This window comes from Thermogemmatispora argillosa (assembly GCF_059696725.1).
In genome coordinates, this window is the sequence record NZ_AP019377.1 from 1,139,952 (window position 1) to 1,159,033 (window position 19,082).

Here is a 19,082-nt window from a genome sequence, read left to right on the forward strand (position 1 = left end):
GGATCGCCCTGCCTTCCGCTGCCCTTTTGCTCGTCCTCCCCCTCACCCGCGCCCGACCTTCCTCTCAAGCCCTACCGAGCATTGTATCATGCTTTCCCCCCGCGAGAGAGCACGGCCTCTCAGCCCTCCCCTCAACGGGTGGTCGTCCTCTCTTCACTGGCCTCTCTATAGGAGTACAACCGGCCCTAAAAGAAAAAGCAGCCAGAGCGCTACGCTTACCTAGAGCTGTGTCCCGCGGCGTCTTTAGAGCAGAGTACCCGTCGTCGACTGTTGAACAGCATGCGGCGAAGTGGGTACCACTTGTTCAACTGTTGAGCTGAGATGAGGAGGAGACATGGCAAAAGTCGATATTCACGAGACGACAAGAGCTGCTCGCGATATGCAGGAGCAGTATTTTCGGACCACCGATCGCCTGCCGGGCGAGATGTGGTACTGGGCTGCTCTGGTCTCGATTATCACCTCTGCAGTGCTGTTCGTCAGTGGCAAGCGAGACTGGGGGCTGTTCGTTGGCCAGTGGCCGCCGGCCTTCCTGCTCTTTGGCATCTTCCACAAGCTGCTGCGCCCTTCGCGCAGCCAGCTCTAACTAAGCACCGTCAAGTCTCTACCCCGGCGCTCCAACGCCCTGGGAAGCGGACGGAAGAAGGAGAGTTTTCTGCTACCTGGCTGATAGCGGTTCCCTGATTGGGCCTGTCCTCTCTCCTTCTTCCGTCTCCTCTTTCTTTCTTTCCTTCCTTCCTTCCTTCTCAACCTGCACGCTACGGCTCACAACAGGCCTGTCGGGTAGCGTAGGCCAGCTAAAGCGCGGCCCGCCGTCCAAAGCGCCGGAGACGCAAGGCATTGCCCACTACCGACACCGAAGAGAGGGCCATCGCCGCCGCAGCAAAGATCGGGGCCTGCTCCTTGAGGAACGGAATCAGCGGTGAGAGCATCGCCGTCGGGATGAGCACAACGTTATAGGCAAAGGCCCAAAAGAGGTTTTGTTTGATAGTACGCAGCGTTGCCCGTGACAAAGCGAGGGCCGTGGCCAGGCTGCGCAGATTCCCTTTGACCAGGACCACATCAGCCGTCTCCAGCGCAATATCGCTGCCGTTCCCCATAGCAATACCAACATCAGCCTGGGCCAGCGCTGGGGCATCATTGATGCCATCGCCCGCGAAAGCCACCTTCAGCCCCTGCTGCTGAAGATGGCGCACTTGCTCAGCCTTCTCCGCCGGCAAGAGACCGGCCAGGACATGTTCGCCAGGAATGCCCACCTGGGCCGCGATGGCCTGAGCCGTACGGGGATGATCACCACTCACCAGCCAGAGCTGTAGTCCCTGAGCCTGCAACTGGCGTACCGCCTCAGCCGAGCCGGGTTTTAGTGTATCTGCCAACGCCACGACCCCAGCCAACCGGCCTGCGACAGCCACCAGCATGACGGTATTGCCTTCTTGCTCCAGGCGCTCAAGATCGCAACGTACAGCCTCTAGCTCTAGCCCCCGCTCCTCCAAGAGCCGTGGTCCCCCAATTAGCACCTGCTGTCCCTCTAGCAAGGCCTCCAGGCCGCGACCAGGCAGAGCCGTCAGCCGCTCAGGCCTGCGCTCCAGAGAGAGGCCACGTTGGTGCGCCGCATTCACTAGCGCGCGCGCTAGTGGATGCTCTGAGCCTTGCTCGACCTCGGCAGCCAGGCGCAATAGCCCGGCCTCATCCCACGGCTCCAGTGCTATCAGCGCAGTGACCTGGGGCTTGCCACGCGTCAGGGTTCCCGTCTTATCAAAGAGAATGGCCTGCACCGCCTGAATGCGCTCCAGACTCTCGCCGCCCTTGATCAAAATGCCTTGCTCAGCTCCCACCCCAGTGCCCACAATGATCGCTGTGGGTGTCGCCAGCCCGAGGGCACAGGGGCAGGCCACCACTAGCACGGCCACCGCGGCAATCAAGGCCCTGATCCAGCCCGCTGCTCCCAGCCCGTTCATAGCCCCAGCCAGCCCCCAACCGACGAAGGTGAGCAAGGCAATTGCGAGCACCACCGGCACGAAGATCCCGGCTACCTGATCGGCCAGACGCTGAACAGGGGCCTTGCTGCCCTGAGCCTGCTCAACCAGACGAATGATGTTGGCCAGCAGCGTATCGGAGCCGACGCGCGTAGCCCGCATCGTCAGCAGCCCACTTTGATTGATGGTCGCCCCAATCAGGGTATCGCCCTCGCCCTTTTCCACCGGCAAGCTTTCCCCAGTGACCATCGACTCATCAACTGTCGAATTTCCGGCTACTACTAGCCCATCAACCGGAATCTGTTCACCAGGACGCACGATGAGCAGATCGCCCGGCCTGACCTCGGTAATGGCAATGCCACGCTCCTGACCGTCACGCAACACATGGGCGCTACGCGGCTGCAGCCCCATCAGACGACGAATAGCCTGTCCAGCCTCGCTCCTGGCTCGCTCCTCCAGATAGCGCCCAAGGTAGATCAGCGTAATGATGAGGGCCGCCGTGTCGTAAAAGGTCGGCTCATCGGCCAGTTGCGGAACCACAGTGGCGAAGAAACTGAGCAGGTAGGCCGCCGTCGAGCCAGCCGAGATGAGGGTGTCCATCGTGGCCGCCCCATGCCGCAGGTTCTTGAGAGCGTTCCGGTGAAACTCCCATCCAACCACCGCCCAGATAGGCGTTGTGAGCAGAAACAAGAGATAGTTCTCACCCGGGAAGCGGTCCATAAAGAACATGCTGAGCACGACGACTGGCAGCGAAAGAGCAACCGCCATGAGCAGCAGCCAGAGACGACGCCGGGCCGTTCGCTGCTGGGCCTCAGTGACTTCCCCAGCTCCAGCCGCAGCTTTGTCCTGGCTTCCACCGCTCGCTAGCTCTTCCTCAGCGGGCTTGCCTCGCTCACCTTCTACGGCAGACATGAGCGGCAGCGCCTCATAGCCCAGTTGCTCAACTTTCTCGATCATCACCGCTGGACTAACTTGCCCGGGGTCATAGAGAACCGTGGCCTTCTCGGTGGCAAAGTTCACGCTGGCCTCCTTGACGCCCGGTAAGCGCTGCAGGCCTCGCTCAATGCGCCTGGCACAAGAGGCGCAGCTCATGCCCTCCAAGGCCAACGTCACAGAGGCCACTTGCTCGCCCTGGCAGTGCTCGCCGCCGCTTTGATCTATGCTCCTCTGCGGTCCTTCACGACCAGGCAGATAGGTTGCCATCTTCTGTATCTCCTCGTAGCCATCACTCGGTACTAACCCATACCCCCCCGGTAGGGGTCTATAAAAAGGATAGCGCAGAGAGCAAGACTTGTCAAATCTGCCGACCGCCCTCACAGGTCAGACTTGCTCAGCCAGTCCGCTTCCTTGTGATATAATGGGAGGAGAGCAACAAGTGCACTACCTATCCACGCTACCCAAGAGAGCAAAGCATGACCGCCCATTCAGCCAGCAACGCGCAGACGGTGCGCCGGCTTCTCCGCCGCTTTCGCGGTCTTCAGGCCCACCTGCTGCCAGACGAAGAGCCGCTAGCTAGCCACCCCGTTATCTGGAATAGTCAGCAGCACGGTCGCGTAGCCTGCGACGCCATCCTCACGAACAGGCGCCTGCTCGGCTACTATCAGATCCGCTTTCCGCGCCCGCGCCTGTTTCTGGAAGCCATTCCCCTCGAAGCGATCACCTCGATCACACTGCGCAGCCCTCAGAGCAAACCACTGCTGCATGAGCTGCTGATCATCTCCGGGCAAAGGCGAGTCTTGCTTCGCGCCCCGCGCCGTGTCATCGAAAACCTCTATGACGCCTTGCAGCGCCTCAGCGAGAGCGAGCGCGCCAGTCAGACGACAGAGAGCGCCCAGACCGACGGAGAGGAGCCCGACAGAGCACTGCCGCCGCGCTTTGCGCGACAGCCGCTCGCCAGTTCCGCAGAGCACTCGCCGGCCGGCATCGCTGTGATTTTCGCCTGCGGCCTCATCCTGGAAATCATAGCTGTCTTTCTCTGGCAGACCACCGGCAGCCTCGCCACCAGCCTGCCCCCCTTCGGCGCCGGCCTGCTGGCGGTCGTGACTGCCGTTCTCGTCTACCGCCAGCGCTAGACCCGCTCACGTGAACATGCTTTCTCCCTCTACCGCTCTTGTTAGCTGGCAGGGCTTTGGCCGTTAGCTAGCAACGTTGACACCTTCTTTTTGCGACAGGTACAATACAAAGGGCCTGGTAAATACAGCGATTGGCCTGCTCGTTCTATCCATAGCGAGAGAATCTGTGCAGACGTAAGGCGCCCGGGGCAGTCCTCTCTTCTGACGAACGCAGACAGCACACGGCCCTTTTCCGACAGAGAAAGGCAAAGAAGGCGCAGGAGGCAGCAGAAGGAGCAGCCTCCCTTCTTTGCTGAGAAGGAGCCACTTTACGCAGGTGTAGGCTGTCTTGTGTCTTGCGCCTTTGCTCGCACATAGGTAAGATGAGGCAACAACGCAATGAAGATCTTCGTCTGTGTAAAGCAGATTCCAGACCCCAACACCGTCGAAAGCAAGCTTGACCCGGCGACAAAACGACTGGTGCGTAGCGGGGTCTCGCTGGTGCTGGACCCGGGAGATGAGACAACGATCGCGGCAGCGATCAAGCTGCGCGATAGTCTCGGCAATAGCGAGCTGACGGCGATCAGCATGGGTCCGACCAGCGCTCAGGAGGCCCTGCGGCGCGCCCTGGCCATGGGCGTTGACCGGGCCATTCTGATCAGCGATCCGGCGCTGGCTGGCTCGGATGTCCTGGGGACGGCGCGGACTCTGGCCGCCGCTCTCAAGCGCGAGAATCCCGATCTGATCTTCTGCTCGACAGAGAGCACGGATGGCTATACCGGTATGGTGCCGGGGGCCATCGCCGAGTTTCTGGGCCTGCCCCAGCTCACCTTTGCACGCGAAATCAAGGTCGAGGGCAGCAAGGCCGTCATCAAGCGCGTCACCCAGACCGGCTACGAGGTTGTCGAAAGCCCCTTGCCAGCGGTCGTCACCATCGCCAGCGGCTCTTTCGAGGCTATCTATCCCACGATGAAGGGCATCATGAGCGCACGCAAGAAGCCCTTTACGCAGCTGAGCCTGAGCGATCTAGGAGTGGACCCGTCGCAGGTCGGGGAGGCTGGCGCACGCGAGCAGGTGCTTTCGATCGGCAAGGCTGAGGCCCGCGCCGCCGGGCAGATTATTAAGGATGAGGGCAACGCTGCCGAGATCATCGCCGACTTCTTGCAGCGTCACCAGTTGCTCTAGGAGGAGTGCAGGTTATGGCAAAAACGATCTGGGTCCTGGTCGAAATTGAGGATGGCCGACCAGCTCGCTCGTCGCTGGAGGTGCTGAGCAAGGCGGCCCGGCTGGGTCGCGCTGAGGCGATCGTCCTCGGCTCCGCCGCTGCTACGGTGGCTCCCTCCCTGGGTGAGTTCGGCGCCGAAAAGGTCTATGTCCACGCCGATCCTACCTACGATACCTACCTGACGCTCCCCGCCGTCGATACGATTAGTGATCTGCTGCAGCGGCAGCAGCCCGATCTTCTGCTCTTCCCCACGACCTACGATGTCCGCGATATCGCCGCTCGCTTGAGTGCACGCCATAATCTGGGCCTGATCACCGATGCCACAGACCTGCGCTACGAGGGCGACCGGCTGGAAGTGACGGTCCCTTGGGGTGGCGAGAATGTGGTAACGGCCACCCATCCCTATCAGGGAACAGGCATCGTCTTGGCCCGCCCGAAAGCCTTCTCGGTCGAGCGCTTCGAGGGTCGCCAGGCTGAGATCGAGCAGCTTTCGGTGACGCTGCGGCCCGAGTCGCAGCAGATGAAGATTCTCGACCGTGTCGAGGTGCAGAGCGAAGGCCCGGCTCTGGAGGACGCCAGCATCATCGTCAGCGGTGGTCGCGGCCTGGGGAAGCCTGAAAATTATCGTCTGGTCGAAGAGCTGGCGGCAGTGCTCGGCGGAGCGCCCGGCGCAACGCGCGCTATTGTCGATGCCGGCTGGCTGCCCTATAGCTACCAGATCGGGCAGACCGGCAAGACGGTTAAGCCTACGCTCTATATCGCCTGCGGCATCAGCGGCGCGATTCAGCACCTGGCCGGCATGAAAGGCTCAAAGTATATCGTGGCCATCAACAAGGATGAGCATGCGCCGATCTTCTCGGTGGCTGATCTGGGCATCGTCGGCGATGTGCTGACGATCTTGCCTCAGTTGATCGAGGAAGTGAAGCGGCGCAAGGCTCAGCTCTAGCTCTGGTCGGGTCTCCGTTCTTCCCTTTTCCAGACGTGCTCGTTCGCTCGCTCTCGCTGACGCATACGCAGGCAAGAAGCAGCATACTACTGCGGTGGGGCACGGCTGCCGCTGCAAAGTAGCAAGCAGGCAGATAGGCAGGGCAACGGGGCCCCGCCGCCTTTGAGGGAGGTTGTCATGGCACCCCCTGCCATTTCTCCGACCGGTGGGTGGATCGGGACGACCATCTTTGTGGTGATTTTCTTGGCGGCGCTGACAGTCTTCGGCCTGCGCGTCGGGCAATTGGTGACGCTGCTGGCTAAAGCGCGCCGCGAGGACCGCACCGATCATCTGGAGGAGCGCATCGGCGATTTTCTGCTGGTGGTGCTCGGTCAGAGTGGTGTTCTGCGTGATCCGATCCCCGGCCTGGCACATTTCTTTACGTTCTGGGGCTTCATCATTATTCAGTTCGGGCTGCTCAATCTTATTCTCGGGGCTTTCAACGGCTCGCTGCCGCTGATTGGCCATGATCATACGTTCGCAGCCCTGCTTGACCTTTTTGTCCTGTTCGTTCTGGTCTCGCTGATCGTCTTCGCGGTCCGGCGCGGCATTGTCCGTCCCCGCCAGCTCTCAAGCCGCCTACATGGTCCGTGGGATGGCTTCATTATTCTGGGCCTCATTTTCCTGGTCCTGCTGACGCTGGCCCTGGTCGAGACCTTCGGTTTCGCCGCCAGTCACGGCGAGGAGTGGTCTCTGATCGGTTCCTGGTTCGGCCCGTCTTTCTACGGCTTGGGGACGGCGACTAATGTGGTTCTCTATCGCGTCTTCTGGTGGGCCCATATTCTGACGGTGCTGGGCTTCCTGGTCTATCTTCCCGGCTCAAAGCACCTGCACCTGATGGCAACTCCTTTCAATGTTTTCTTCCGCAACTATGGCCCCCGCGGCGCACTGCCGCTGCTGGAGAATCTGGAGGAGCGCGAGGACTACGGCGTTTCGAAGGCGGAGCAGTTTACCTGGAAGCAGTTGCTTGATGGCTACGCCTGTACGGAGTGCGGGCGCTGTAATACGGTCTGCCCGGCTACGAATACGGGTAAGCCGCTGTTGCCCAAGGAGATTATCTTGGGCGTCAAGGAGTCGCTGCTAGATCGCCGCCATGAGATTATAGGCGAGCCGAATCTGTTCCAGAAATTGCCGCTGGCCGATGTGCGCGGCGGCGATGGCCATGAGGAGATTCAGCCGCTGGTGGGCGGGGTGATTAGTAAAGATGCTCTGTGGGCCTGTACGACCTGCGGCGCCTGTATGGAGATCTGTCCGGTCTCTATTGAGCATGTGCCCAAGATTGTGGATATGCGGCGCTCGCTGGTGATGGAGGAAAGCGATTTCCCACCAGAGGTAACGTCGCTGTTCAACAATATTGAGCGCAACGGGAATCCGTGGGAGATCAGTAACGATCGCCGGGCGGAGTGGGCCGCGGGCCTGGATGTGCCGCTGATGGCGGAGAATCCCGATGCTGAGGTCCTCTATTGGGTCGGCTGTATGGGTTCGTTCGATCAGCGCAATCGTAAGGTGGCCACGGCTCTGGTGAAGATTCTGAAGGCCGCTGGGGTGAATTTCGCAATCCTCGGCCCAGAGGAGTCCTGTACGGGTGATCCGGCCCGCCGTATCGGCAATGAGTACCTCTGGCAGATGATGGCTCAGCAGAATATCGAGGTGCTCAATAGCTACGGGTTCAATACAGCTCAGGCGGCAACTGCTTCTAATGGTCACGGCCACAACGGCCAGTCCCCGCGCACGCGGACGATTATTACGGCTTGCCCACACTGCTTCAATACGATTAAGAATGAGTATCCGCAGCTCGGCGGTCATTATGAGGTGGTCCACCATAGCGTCTTCATTGACCGCTTGATCAAGGAGGGTCGCCTGCGGCTCCCCGAAGGCTTCGATCACCGCAAGCTGACCTACCACGATCCTTGCTATGTTGGTCGCTATAATGGGGTCTATGATGAGCCTCGCCGCGTGCTGACGGTGCTCAATAGTAATGGGGTGACAGAGATGCGCCGCAACCGCAATAAGAGTTTCTGCTGCGGCGGCGGCGGCGGTCGCGCCTGGATGGAGGAGCGTATCGGCAAGCGCGTCAATCAGACGCGCGTTAATGAGGCGCTGGAGACAGGCGCCGAGGTGCTGGCAGCGGCCTGTCCCTTCTGCATCATGATGTTTGAGGATGGTGTGAAGGGCGTGGAGGCAGAGGAGCGTCTCCAGGTCGAGGATATCGCTGAAATCGTGGCCCGCGCTCTAGAGGAGGCCGCCACCACAAGCGCGGCGAGCGCTGGTCAGTAGTCCTCTTTTCGCTTTCTTTCTCTCCTCCCCGTCTCTCCCTGGCAGCGCCCCGGTTCTATCGACCGGGGCGCTGGTTTTTTTCTCCCCCACTGTTAGAGTTGTGTTAGAAGATCGTCAGAAAACCGTTATATGACTTGACATTTTTTGTGAGATGAGCTATACTAGGGTCGGACGAACGAAAGAGCGGGTGCCGGCGGACGCTGGAAGCGGCGGCCAGGCTGGTGTTTGAGCTGGCGCCACTCCGGCGTCGCCCGGCGGATGATGGTGTGGATGGGGAATAGTGGTCAGGGGTGTGTCGCTCTGGAGGGAGAGCGTAGCTGAGACGAGGGCTGGTGTGCCGGTTCTGATTGAGAGCCGGCGGTAGCTCTCTATGATCTCTGGCATGGTAGCTACCGGCGATGTCTGTGGGTGAGTAAGGAGGTGTGAGCAATGACGACGCTGCTGCAGTTTGATCCGTTCCGGGAGGCGCTGAGCCTGCGTAAGGCGATCGATCAGCTTTTCGAGCAGAGTTTTGTCCGCCCCGGTTGGTCGCTGGCGGGTCGTCAGGGTCCGACCGCGCTGCTGGATGCTTACGAGACTGAGCAGGGTTATCGGGTACGCTTCCTGGTGCCCGGTGTGAAGCCGGAGGATCTCGATGTGAGCATTCAGCAGAATACGCTGACGCTCAAGGGCCAGTTGCCGGCTTTCGTCGGTTCCGATGAGCAGGTGCGCTGGCTGGCTCAGGAGATCACTCCTGGTCATTTTGAGCGGAGCATCACTTTCCCCAAGCCCATCGATGCTGATCACGTCGAGTGCACCTATGAGCATGGTGTGCTGACGCTCTGGCTACCGATTACGGAGGAGAGTCGTCCGAAGCATATCAGCGTACGCAGCGGCTCGGGTCAGCCGCTGACGGTGGAATCGAGCCTTGTCCGCTGATCGCTCGTTCGCTCATTGGTTGAGGTAGAGCGGGGGCCGTCCCGACTAAACTCAGGGCTACTGCCCCTGCTCTAACCTGGGGCCTGAATCCGGCCCGCTCCGCCCTCCATGTGTGGTGTTGGTTCTTTGGTCACAGCCCTCGCCGGGCTGGCTGTTCTGCTACTTGTTCCCGTGCCTTGTCCATCGTCTCTGCTTGTTGGCGTTGGCGGGCAGGCCGACCACGGGAGCAGGCCGCTTCCTTCTGTAATCAATTAGGAGCGGAGCTGATCCGGGCGTGAGAGTAGATCGGCAGAAGAGAGGGTCTTGCTCCTAGCAGGTCAGGATGCCTGCCCGGGTCTGATCTGTTGTCAATCGTATTGAGGAAAGGAGGAGAGGACTATGAACGCGCTTCTTGCCACCGGTCTCTTGCTGTTGCGCCTGACGCTTGGTCTCATCATTATGGCTCATGGTGCTCAGAAGCTGTTCGGTCTGTTTGGCGGTCATGGACTGCGTGGCACACAGGAGATGATGAACAGGCTGGGTCTGCAGCCGGCTCCGTTCTGGGCATGGGTGGTAGCACTGGGTGAGTTCGGCGGTGGTTTGTTGGTGGCCTTGGGCCTGTTGACGCCACTGGCGGTGCTGCTTCCAATGGGCTCCATGCTGGTGGCCATCGCCAGGGTGCATTGGGCTAAGGGCTTCTGGAACAGCCAGGGCGGTTTTGAGTTCAATCTTGCCCTGCTGATGATGGGCGCCGTACTTGGGCTGACAGGCGCCGGTAGCTTCTCGCTGGACCAGGTGATCAACTTCGCTCCTCCTCAGCCGCTGACCTTCTTGATCGGGCTGGTGGTTCTGGTCCTGTTGCTAGTCATCCTGATCCCATTGGGCAATCTGCTGGCCCGGCGTACGCAGGAGCCAGCACAGGGCGCAGCCCAGTCCTGATTGATTGCTAGAAGCAGCAGCAGCAACCGAGCAGAGATAGCGACCCGAGCAGGCAGCGCATAGCTGGTGATGTCTGCCTGCTCGGGTCGCTGGCTCTTTTGGTCCCTGTTGGCATGTCAGGCCAGCGAGTAAGTAACAGGGAGCGCTGGTCAGGCCGGTGGCCCTTTTGTCTTCTAGTTAGCCCGCTGGCCGGTCGGCTTACTCCTTGCGATCCGAGGCCGTGGGCTGCAGCGGCGCACTGGCGAGGCCCGTTGCAGTTTGCCCTTTGCCCGCTCGTACCAGCGAGCAGGCAATAGCAAAGAGACAGATCAGGGCAGAAGCCATAAAGGCGTGGTCCATTGCAGAGGTGAAAGCTCGCGCAATCGTCGGCGCCAGATGTCCAACCGTGCCCAGGAAAACGCTGGCGACGAGCGCAGGTGGCATGGAGACGGCAGCGACATCCAGGGCGACGGCGAAGCTGAAGATCATGCCCACATTGCGCAAGGTATTGAGGGTCGCTGAGGCCACACTCAGGTGACTACGCGGGGCGGCACTCATCGTAGTGCTGGTGTTAGGTGACCAGAAGAAGGAGCCGCCTATACCCATTAGAGCCAGAATGAGAGCAAGCTGCCAGTAGGGAGTGGTCGGCGTCAGCAGGCCAAGCAGGACCAGGGCCAGAGCCTGAATCGCAAGGCCGATCGTTGCGGGAAGAGCTCCTCCGACGCGATCAGCCCAGCGCCCCCCGAGCGGTCCCACCAGCGAGATGAAGAGGGGCAAGGGCAGGATCAGCAGGGCCGCCACCAGCGGCGGATAGCCACGGACTCCTTGCAGATAGAAGATGACGAGGAAGTTAACAGCGAAGACGGCTAACGATTGGAGCATGGCCGCCAGGACAGAGAAGGCATAGACTCGGTTGCTGAAGAGACGCAGATTGAGCATGGGATAGGCGTAGTGACGCTCGCGCCAGAGGAAGGCGAGCAGGGCAAGCAGGCCGATGGCGAGCAGAGCCACGATGAGCGGGGAGCGCCAGCCAGCGCTGATGCCTTCTAGAAGGCCAAAAAGCAGACCCACCAGGCCGATGCAGAAGAGCAGGGCGCCAAGAATGTCAAAGCGCTCGCGTTGCTGACGCGGGGTAATTTCATGCAGGAGAAAATAGGCGGCCAGCATCCCTATCAGGCCAACTGGCAGGTTGACCAGGAAAATCCAGCGCCAGCTTGCCAGCGAGAGAATGAGGCCCCCAAGAACAGGACCGAGGACGCTGCCTGCTCCCCAGGTGATGGAGTTAAAGCCCATCGCTGTACCACGCTCACCCGGAGGGAACACCTCGGTTATGATGGCCATAGCATTGGCGTTGAGCATGGCGCCGCCAGCCCCCTGCAGAACGCGGGCCGCAATGAGAAAGAGGTCGTTCGGAGCCAATCCACAAAGCACAGAGCCAATGGTAAAGATGAGAAAGCCCAGGTTGTAGAGACGGACGCGCCCAAACATGTCGGCCATTCTGCCAAAGGAGAGCAGCAGAACCGTGCTGATGAGCAGATAGCTGGTGATGACCCAGGTCATGCGCACCAGGTCAGAATGCAGGTCCTGGAGCATGGCCGGCAGGGCGAGGATGACGATCGTCGAGTCAATGGCGACCATTAAGGAGCCAAGAGTGACGACTGAGAGTGCGATCCATTTGTATGCTAGTTTCTTCATGGTGCGGTGCCCATCGACAATCAGGTGTGCTAGTCAGGCAGTGGGCGGGCAGGCAGAGCCTTGCACTGCCTGGCGACCAGCCCTCTTCCCGTCTCATCATAGCACAAGTCGCCTGCTGGATGGCGCTCTTTTCTATCTCTTCTGCATCTACACAAAACAAATACACGTCAATATGCTTATGATTTTTTATCTAAAAATTTAAGAGTGCTAACCTCGACGAATGGTTGAAGCGAAGCGCGCTGCGCCTGTCCTGTGCCCCTGTCCATGCTGCCACGTGAGAGGCGCAACGCTGGATCAAGCTGGCTGAGAGCTTTCATCGTTGCGCCCCTCCCTCATGGGAAGCTTCACCCGAGGACCGAGTGGCCGCGACCTAAGCTGAAGTCCGCGCCAGTAGCTCGCGCGCGATGACCAGGCGCTGAATCTGGTTTGTTCCCTCGTAGATCTGCGTAATCTTGGCATCGCGCAGCATGCGCTCCGCCGGATACTCTTTCATGTACCCATAGCCGCCCAGGATCTGAATAGCGTCGCTGGTGACCTCCATCGCAATATCGGAGGCGAACATCTTGGCCATCGACGAATACATTGTAAAGCGCTCCTCGCCGCGATCGATCATCTCGGCGACATTGTAGACGAGCAGGCGGGCGGCCTCTACCTTGGTCGCCATATCGGCCAGCATGAACTGAATGCCCTGGTTCTCGGCAATTGGGCGCCCGAATTGCACCCGCTGCTTAGCGTAGGAAACGGCCAAATCCAGCGCCCCCTGAGCGATGCCGACCGCCTGGGCCCCGATGCCGGGCCGCGTACGATCGAGAGTGCGCATAGCAATGCGGAACCCCTCGCCCTCACGTCCGATGAGGTTCTCCGCCGGCACCTCGCAATCATTAAAGATCAGCTCAGCCGTTTGTGAGCCTTTGATGCCCATTTTATCCTCAATGCGCCCCACAGCGAAGCCGGGGAAATCGCGCTCTACAATGAAAGCGCTGATACCGTGCGTCCCCGCCTGGGGATCAGTCAGGGCAAAGACCGTATTGACCTGGGCCAGGCCGCCATTGGTAATGAAGCGCTTAGAGCCGTTGAGAATGTAGCGATCGCCTTTACGCACCGCCACGGTGCGCATCGCTGCCGCATCGGAGCCTGAGCCTGCTTCCGTCAGGCCAAAGGCCGCCAACCACTCGCCACGGGCCAGCGGGGGCAAATATTTGCGCTTCTGCTCTTCGCTGCCGGCCAGCAGGATTGGCATGGCTCCAAGCTGCTGCACCGCCAGCAACAGGCCAGTTGTGGCACAGCAGCGCGATAGCTCCTCAATGGCACGCACTACCGCCAGCTTCGTCGAGCCGAGGCCTCCGTACTCCACCGGGAAGGGCATGGCATAGATATCCTGCTGCGCCAGCAGTTCCTTCATATCCCAGGGGAACTCCCCGGTGCGATCTATCTCCGCCGCGCGCGGCGCTACACGCTCGGTCGCAATTTCGCGAATAGCCGCAATCAGCTCCTCTTCTTCGGGAGAGAGATGCGAAACCGCCATATACGACGCTCCTTTGCTGGATATCGATGAGAGACAAAGCACAGGACACAACCATTGTGTTTTGGAATATACCACAGAGAGGTCGCCTTTGTGCCAGGTGCCCAGGCCCAGGATGGCCCAGGCGAGAGGCGATACAGGCGCGCAGCGAAGGAGCAAAGGCGTCTCTCGAAGAGGAAGAAGCAGCGGCCGCGAGTGAGCTTTCGAGGCTCCGAGGTGAAGCGCGTGTCCCTGTCAACCCTCGCGGCGCGCCCTTTGCTGCAACTCGTAGAGCTTGCTGATGGCCTCTATTGGCGTCAGGCTCTCGATGTCCAGATTTTTCAGCTCTTCCAGAATCGGATGCGGCTCGGCGGCAAAGAGCGTCATTTGCCAGCCTAGCGGCATGGTCATATCCTTCATGGCTTTGCGCCGCGCCTGAGCCTCGCCTTTGCGCTCTAGCTCTGCCAGGATCTCCTGAGCGCGATGGATAACGGGGCGCGGAATGCCAGCCAGTTCCGCGACATGTACCCCGTAGCTGCGGTCAGCCCCACCTGGCACGATCTTGCGCAGAAAGACAATACGTCCCTCCTCCTCACTCACTGCCACATTAAAGCAGCGAATGCGCGGCAGCACGCGCGCCACCTCCACCAGTTCGTGATAGTGGGTAGCGAAGAGGGTCCGGGCCCCACAGCGCTTATTGTTATGCAGATACTCAACGACCGCGCGCGCGATGGCCAGTCCATCGTAGGTGCTGGTGCCACGCCCGATCTCATCGAGAATCACCAGGCTGCGCGGCGTTGCATGGTGGAGAATATTGGCCGTCTCTACCATCTCGACCATAAAGGTACTCTGGCCCGTCGCCAGATCATCCTGAGCCCCGATGCGCGTAAAGATACGGTCTACAATGCCGATCGTGGCCGCCTGCGCCGGGACATAGCTGCCAATTTGAGCCATCAGGGTGATCAGGGCTACCTGACGCAGGTAGGTGGACTTGCCCGCCATGTTCGGCCCAGTGATGATGAGGATTTGGGCCTCGTGATTCGAGAGCTCGGTATCGTTGGGGACAAAGGGCACATCGGGCTGAGCTTGCTCAACAACTGGATGACGCCCGGCAATGATACGAATGGTGTCCCCGTCGTTCAGCTCGGGCCGACAATAGTTGTTGCGCGCCGCGACTTCGGCCAGGCTCAGGTAGACGTCGATTTCGGCCAGGGCGTGGGCTGTGGTCAGTACGCGCTCGGAAGCCTGGGCCGCGATCTCCGCCCGGATCTGGGCAAATAGCTCGCTCTCTAATCTGTTGATGCGCTCGCGCGCGTTCAGAATGGTGGCCTCGTATTCCTTCAGTTCCGGCGTCACGAAGCGCTCGCTGTTGGTCAGGGTCTGACGCCGCTGGTAGTCAGCGGGCACGCGCTGCTTGTGGGCGTTGGAAACTTCAATGAAGTACCCCGTGTTTTTATTGTAGCCAACCTTGAGGGAGGTGATGCCGGTTCTGGCGCGCTCGCGCTGCTCTAAACGCTCCAGCCAGCGTTGCCCGTCTTGCGAGATCGCCCGTAACTGATCGAGTTCTTCGCTGAAGCCAGGCTGAATGATGCCGCCCTCGGAGGTACTCGCCGGCGGCTCTGGCACAATGGCCCGCTCGATCAAGGCGATGACATCTTCGTTATCCGTTAGCCGCTGCAGCAAGGCGCTCAGGGCTGGCAATGTGCGCAAGGTCGCCTCTCCCTCGGCATCGGCGGCCAGGTCGGAACGGATCTCTGCAGCCCCACGCAGGCTGCTTGCCAGGGCAACCAGATCGCGCGGGCTGGCGATGCGCTGGCGCACGCGGTTGATCAGGCGCTCAACATCGCCGATTTTCTTGAGGATCTCGCCCAGGCGCGCCCGCAGCAGAGGTGCGGCCAGCAGCTCAGCAATTACTTCCTGGCGCTGACGTAGCGCTTCAATATCTAGAAGCGGCTGGCTGAGCCAGCGACGCAGCAAGCGCCCGCCCATCGGGGTGCGTGTGCGATCCAATACCCAGAGGAGAGACCCTTTGAGCGAGCCACTGCGTCCACTCTCGAAGAGTTCCAGGTTGCGCCGCGTATGGGGATCGAGGATCATAAAGTTGGCCGTCGAGTAGGTTTCCAGAGCGGTCAGCTGAGACACGATCTCCTTCTGCGTCTCTTGTACATAGGCCAGCACCGCCCCCGCCGCGCGGATCGCTAGCGGCAGCTTCTCACAGCCGAAGCCCTCAAGCGAGGCCACGCCAAAGTGGGTTTGCAGACGATGGCGCGCATCCGCCTCGCTGAAGAAGCGCGCATCATAGGGCGTTACATGGCCAGCCAGCCCTTTAAAGAGGCGGGCCAACGGGGCGAAGTCTTCGTCCTCGTCTTCATCCAGCCCGTCATGCTCGCCCAGGAGGGCCGCTGCTCCCTCCGGATCGCCATTGCTCCCAAGGCGGGGCACTGGCTTTTCGCTGATCACCGCCGCGAGCCAGCGCCGTTTGCGATTGCTCTGCTGCCCATAGTGGGCCTCGACCAGCACCTCAGCCGGCGCAATGCGCGCAATTTCCTGCTGCAGCGTCAGCTCTGGCTCGCTGGTTGCAATCTGCGTTGTTGCAAATTCACCCGTTGTGATGTCTACATAGGCTACGCCAACGGCGTTGCGCCCCATCACGACCGCCGCCAGAAAGTTATTGCGCTTGGCCGCCAGCATAGCCGGTTCAACCACCGTCCCCGGGGTTACAATGCGCGTTACTTCGCGCTCGACCAGTCCCCGCGACAGGGCCGGATCGCTGACTTGCTCGCAGACAGCCACGCGGTAGCCTTTGCTCACCAGGCGCGCGATGTAGCTTTCGGCAGCCTGATGGGGAACACCGGCCATCGGAGCTTTCTCTCCACGGCCAAAGTCGCGCCGCGTCAGGGCAATCTCCAGCTCCCGCGCCACGATCTCGGCGTCTTCGTCGAATGTCTCGTAGAAGTCGCCCATACGGAAAAAGAGAATGGTGTCGGGATAGCGCTCCTTGATAGCAAGATACTGCGACCGGATTGGGCTATGATTGCTCTGCTGACCTCTCTCGTACTCCTCAAATAGCACGGTTCACCTCTCCCAGAGACTCTTCGCGTGATGCTTAGTTTACCCCGAATCAGCCGCTTTGTAAAAGCGTTCTAGCCATCCTGCCGTCTTCCAACCCCTAGCTGTTCAGTCCTACTCGGTTGCCAGTATGATCAGCTTTTGCATATACTTTGAACGTCCCCGTGTGGGCTGGAGGAACCACGTCGCGAGGCCCGGCTCTTTCTGGCGCGGTCTCTTCCTCCTACCTCGCTTCAAGGCAAGTTCGCGGGTGAGCGCAGTCTGTTGGAGACGCTGGCTATATATATAGAGATGAGCACGCATCGATAGATCGCTTGTTGAACGGTGCACCATGATGACTGCAAACGGGTCTCTCTTGGGCGACGTTGAGCTGTCAATCTTCTCCTGGCACCTCCATATTCCTCTTCCCGTGGGGGCGCTGCTTTTGCTTTCGTTCCTCCTGGGCGCATTGGTCTTCTATGTGATCGCCGTTCTGGCTTCGCTCAGGGATCGGCGAGAGCTGGAGCGACTGCGCAAGCGTGTGGAAGAGCTTGAGAGGGAAAAGGCCGCAGCCTTGCAGGCCGCGCAGGCGGCGCGCATTCCTTCAGGCCCGCTCCCGCAAATGCCTCCAGTTGTTCCAATGCCTGGCCTTCCCGGGATGGCTGGTCCCGGTGTGCCGCCTGGTCACCACCCTGGTCCTTCTACTGGTTACCCACCTCCTGGAAGCTACTAACGTCTTCTCCTCCTTCCTGCCTGGGCGGAGGTCGATCAGTCTTTCGCTACCGCCGGGAAACAGGGCACTGTTTGTCAGGTTGGCGGAGAGCTTGCTCATCTCCCGCAGTGCAGGATGCATACAGCAGCCGTAGCCGAGCAGGGATCAGAGGAGCGGAGCAGCGAGGGCGATCAACGCCACGGCGGACAAAAAGGACGGGGAGACTTCCCGTCCTCAGATTGACGAGGCGCGCTTGCCTGTTGTTGTTTGCTCTGTCTGGCCTCTCTGGCACCTCGCTTTGGTGGTGGTCGGGCACCGGTCGCAGCAAGGAAGAAAGAAGCCGGGTGGGTTCTCGTGCTCAATCGAATTCGAGGCCGTGTCGGCCAAAGATGCGCTGCCAGAAATGCAGCTCCGTCGCCGTATCCTCTTCTTCGGCCTGTTGTGATGGGACCGCTTGATCAGCTACCGTCGCTGTTCCTCTGGAATCAGCCGCCCCGTTGCTCTCGGCTGGTTGCGCTTGCTGCTCGTTTGCCTCCGGCTGATTGGCAAGCGTCGCCGTCTCCGGCTGCTCCGCCAGCGCGGGGGAATCGTTCAGCATTTCAGCGCCAATCTGCTCCGGGGCGCGCGCGTCTACAGGCTGCTCACTCTCACGGTTTGCCCCAGCGACAGACGCGTCTGCTGAGCCGGAGAGGCGCGCCTCCTCTCGGGCGCTCTCGCTTTCCGTTGGGGTCTCTCCCTCGGGCAAAATTAGCTCTTCTGCGATGGAGGCAGTCTCCTGGGGGCTGGCGGTACTAAGACTAAACTCATAATAGGCGTTAACGGGGGGAGATTCTGCCGCTTGTGCCGCTGAGGCGACCACGGCCTGCGCTTCGTTCTCGTCTGGGGCCTCTCCCCGCCCGGCCTCAGCCGCCACAGCTATAGCAGCTAGCTCGCCGCCTGCATATTCGCGAAGGGCAGGCTCAAGCGGGGGCACAGAGGTCTGCTGCTTAAGTTCAGCCTCGATGGCCAGGGCTTCACCGCCCTCCGGGGTCTGCGCCTCTGTCGCCTCAGCTAGCGCCTCTGGCTGCCCTTCGCTTTCGGGAGCCTCTGCCACGGCCAGGTCGTTTCCACTCGTCAGTCCAGCCTCTGTCATCTGACGAGCCACCTCGTCAGGTAGGGGCACCACTTCCGCCGGCGCAGTCTGCTCGGGAGACGGCAGGGACTCGTGACCGTTCGCTGCTACTACCTCGGCTGGCGCCAGGGCCGGGAGATGGCCGGCTGTCGCTTCCTCTTGCAGCAGGCGGCGCAAGAATTCATCTTCTGTGACTCCGCCGTCGGGACTCTCTTCGCCCTCTGTAGCCGGGATAGCCACGTCAGTCGGAGCAGAGGACTCTGTGACGAGGGCCGCTCCCTCCTCGATCGAATCGAGCCAGTCATAAGCCCCTTCAAGGGCATGTTCACACCAGCGCGTATAGTCACCATCGAAGAGGCCTAAACGACGACAAGTATCAAGCCGGCGGAACATGGCCTGTAACCAGGATTCACCACGCTCGCAGAGGCGATCGAGTAAAGCGATGTCGTTTACTCCCCACTCGCGTAGGGCCGTCAGCAGCTTCAGAACTCCCTCGGGCGGCTGGAGTTGACGTAGACGCTCTGCATTCTGCTCAATCTGCTGACGTAGAGCCTGGATCTCCGCCTGTAAGACAGCCAGGCGCTGTTCTGCTAACCAGAGCTGGTAGCCGGCATAGAACTCTTCAATATCACGCCGGCTCAGGCGGCTGTAGAGACGCTGCAACTGCTCGCTGTTGTTCATTTCGCTAT

Annotated in this window: 13 protein-coding genes; 8 read left to right on the forward strand and 5 right to left on the reverse strand. The window is 60.5% G+C overall.

What is annotated here, in order from left to right:
• The first annotated feature begins 334 nt into the window (after positions 1 to 334).
• The gene (locus AC6H1L_RS04480; RefSeq protein WP_497600340.1) at positions 335 to 583 is read left to right on the forward strand and encodes a hypothetical protein; all 249 of its coding nucleotides are present in this window, start codon (positions 335 to 337) and stop codon (positions 581 to 583) included.
• 211 nt (positions 584 to 794) lie between these two features.
• Here AC6H1L_RS04480 and AC6H1L_RS04485 read toward each other — a convergent pair whose 3' ends face one another.
• Positions 795 to 3,176 (reverse strand): heavy metal translocating P-type ATPase, encoded by a 2,382-nt coding sequence (locus AC6H1L_RS04485; RefSeq protein ID WP_497600341.1) that lies wholly within the window; start codon positions 3,174 to 3,176, stop codon positions 795 to 797.
• Between the two features lie 209 nt (positions 3,177 to 3,385).
• Here AC6H1L_RS04485 and AC6H1L_RS04490 point away from each other — a divergent pair, with 209 nt between their 5' ends.
• The 6 genes from AC6H1L_RS04490 to AC6H1L_RS04515 all read left to right on the forward strand — a co-directional run bounded on the left by AC6H1L_RS04490 (position 3,386) and on the right by AC6H1L_RS04515 (position 10,347).
• Entirely contained in the window at positions 3,386 to 4,045 is a 660-nt protein-coding gene (locus tag AC6H1L_RS04490) for a TRIC cation channel family protein (RefSeq protein ID WP_497600342.1), read from the forward strand.
• Positions 4,046 to 4,423: 378 nt separating this feature from the next.
• Complete coding sequence (locus AC6H1L_RS04495; protein ID WP_497600343.1) at positions 4,424 to 5,209, forward strand: electron transfer flavoprotein subunit beta/FixA family protein; 786 nt, start codon at positions 4,424 to 4,426, stop codon at positions 5,207 to 5,209.
• A 14-nt stretch (positions 5,210 to 5,223) separates the two neighbouring features.
• Entirely contained in the window at positions 5,224 to 6,195 is a 972-nt protein-coding gene (locus AC6H1L_RS04500) for an electron transfer flavoprotein subunit alpha/FixB family protein (protein ID WP_497600344.1), read from the forward strand.
• Positions 6,196 to 6,372: 177 nt separating this feature from the next.
• The gene (locus AC6H1L_RS04505; RefSeq protein WP_497600345.1) at positions 6,373 to 8,511 is read left to right on the forward strand and encodes a (Fe-S)-binding protein; all 2,139 of its coding nucleotides are present in this window, start codon (positions 6,373 to 6,375) and stop codon (positions 8,509 to 8,511) included.
• 429 nt (positions 8,512 to 8,940) lie between these two features.
• Positions 8,941 to 9,429 carry an Hsp20/alpha crystallin family protein gene (locus AC6H1L_RS04510; RefSeq protein ID WP_497600346.1) on the forward strand — a complete coding sequence of 163 codons (489 nt, stop codon included), beginning with the start codon at positions 8,941 to 8,943 and terminating at the stop codon, positions 9,427 to 9,429.
• Between the two features lie 378 nt (positions 9,430 to 9,807).
• On the forward strand, positions 9,808 to 10,347 hold the full coding sequence (locus AC6H1L_RS04515; RefSeq protein WP_497600347.1) for a DoxX family protein: 540 nt from the start codon (positions 9,808 to 9,810) through the stop codon (positions 10,345 to 10,347).
• Positions 10,348 to 10,545: 198 nt separating this feature from the next.
• Here the strand turns inward: AC6H1L_RS04515 and AC6H1L_RS04520 are convergent, their stop codons facing one another.
• From AC6H1L_RS04520 to mutS, 3 genes are all read right to left on the reverse strand, one after another.
• Positions 10,546 to 12,021: an MFS transporter gene (locus AC6H1L_RS04520; RefSeq protein ID WP_497600348.1), complete on the reverse strand. Its 1,476-nt coding sequence runs from the start codon at positions 12,019 to 12,021 to the stop codon at positions 10,546 to 10,548.
• Positions 12,022 to 12,391: 370 nt separating this feature from the next.
• On the reverse strand, positions 12,392 to 13,546 hold the full coding sequence (locus AC6H1L_RS04525; protein WP_497600349.1) for an acyl-CoA dehydrogenase: 1,155 nt from the start codon (positions 13,544 to 13,546) through the stop codon (positions 12,392 to 12,394).
• 231 nt (positions 13,547 to 13,777) lie between these two features.
• Positions 13,778 to 16,594, reverse strand: a complete 2,817-nt coding sequence (mutS, locus tag AC6H1L_RS04530) for a DNA mismatch repair protein MutS (RefSeq protein WP_497600350.1) — start codon at positions 16,592 to 16,594, stop codon at positions 13,778 to 13,780.
• 328 nt (positions 16,595 to 16,922) lie between these two features.
• On the opposite strand from mutS, the gene AC6H1L_RS04535 reads away from it, so the two are divergent.
• On the forward strand, positions 16,923 to 17,303 hold the full coding sequence (locus tag AC6H1L_RS04535; protein ID WP_497600351.1) for a lipopolysaccharide assembly protein LapA domain-containing protein: 381 nt from the start codon (positions 16,923 to 16,925) through the stop codon (positions 17,301 to 17,303).
• A gap of 337 nt (positions 17,304 to 17,640) precedes the next feature.
• Here AC6H1L_RS04535 and AC6H1L_RS04540 read toward each other — a convergent pair whose 3' ends face one another.
• A complete protein-coding gene (locus AC6H1L_RS04540) occupies positions 17,641 to 19,074 on the reverse strand; it encodes a hypothetical protein (RefSeq protein WP_497600352.1) in 1,434 nt (477 codons plus the stop codon).
• Positions 19,075 to 19,082 lie beyond the last annotated feature (8 nt).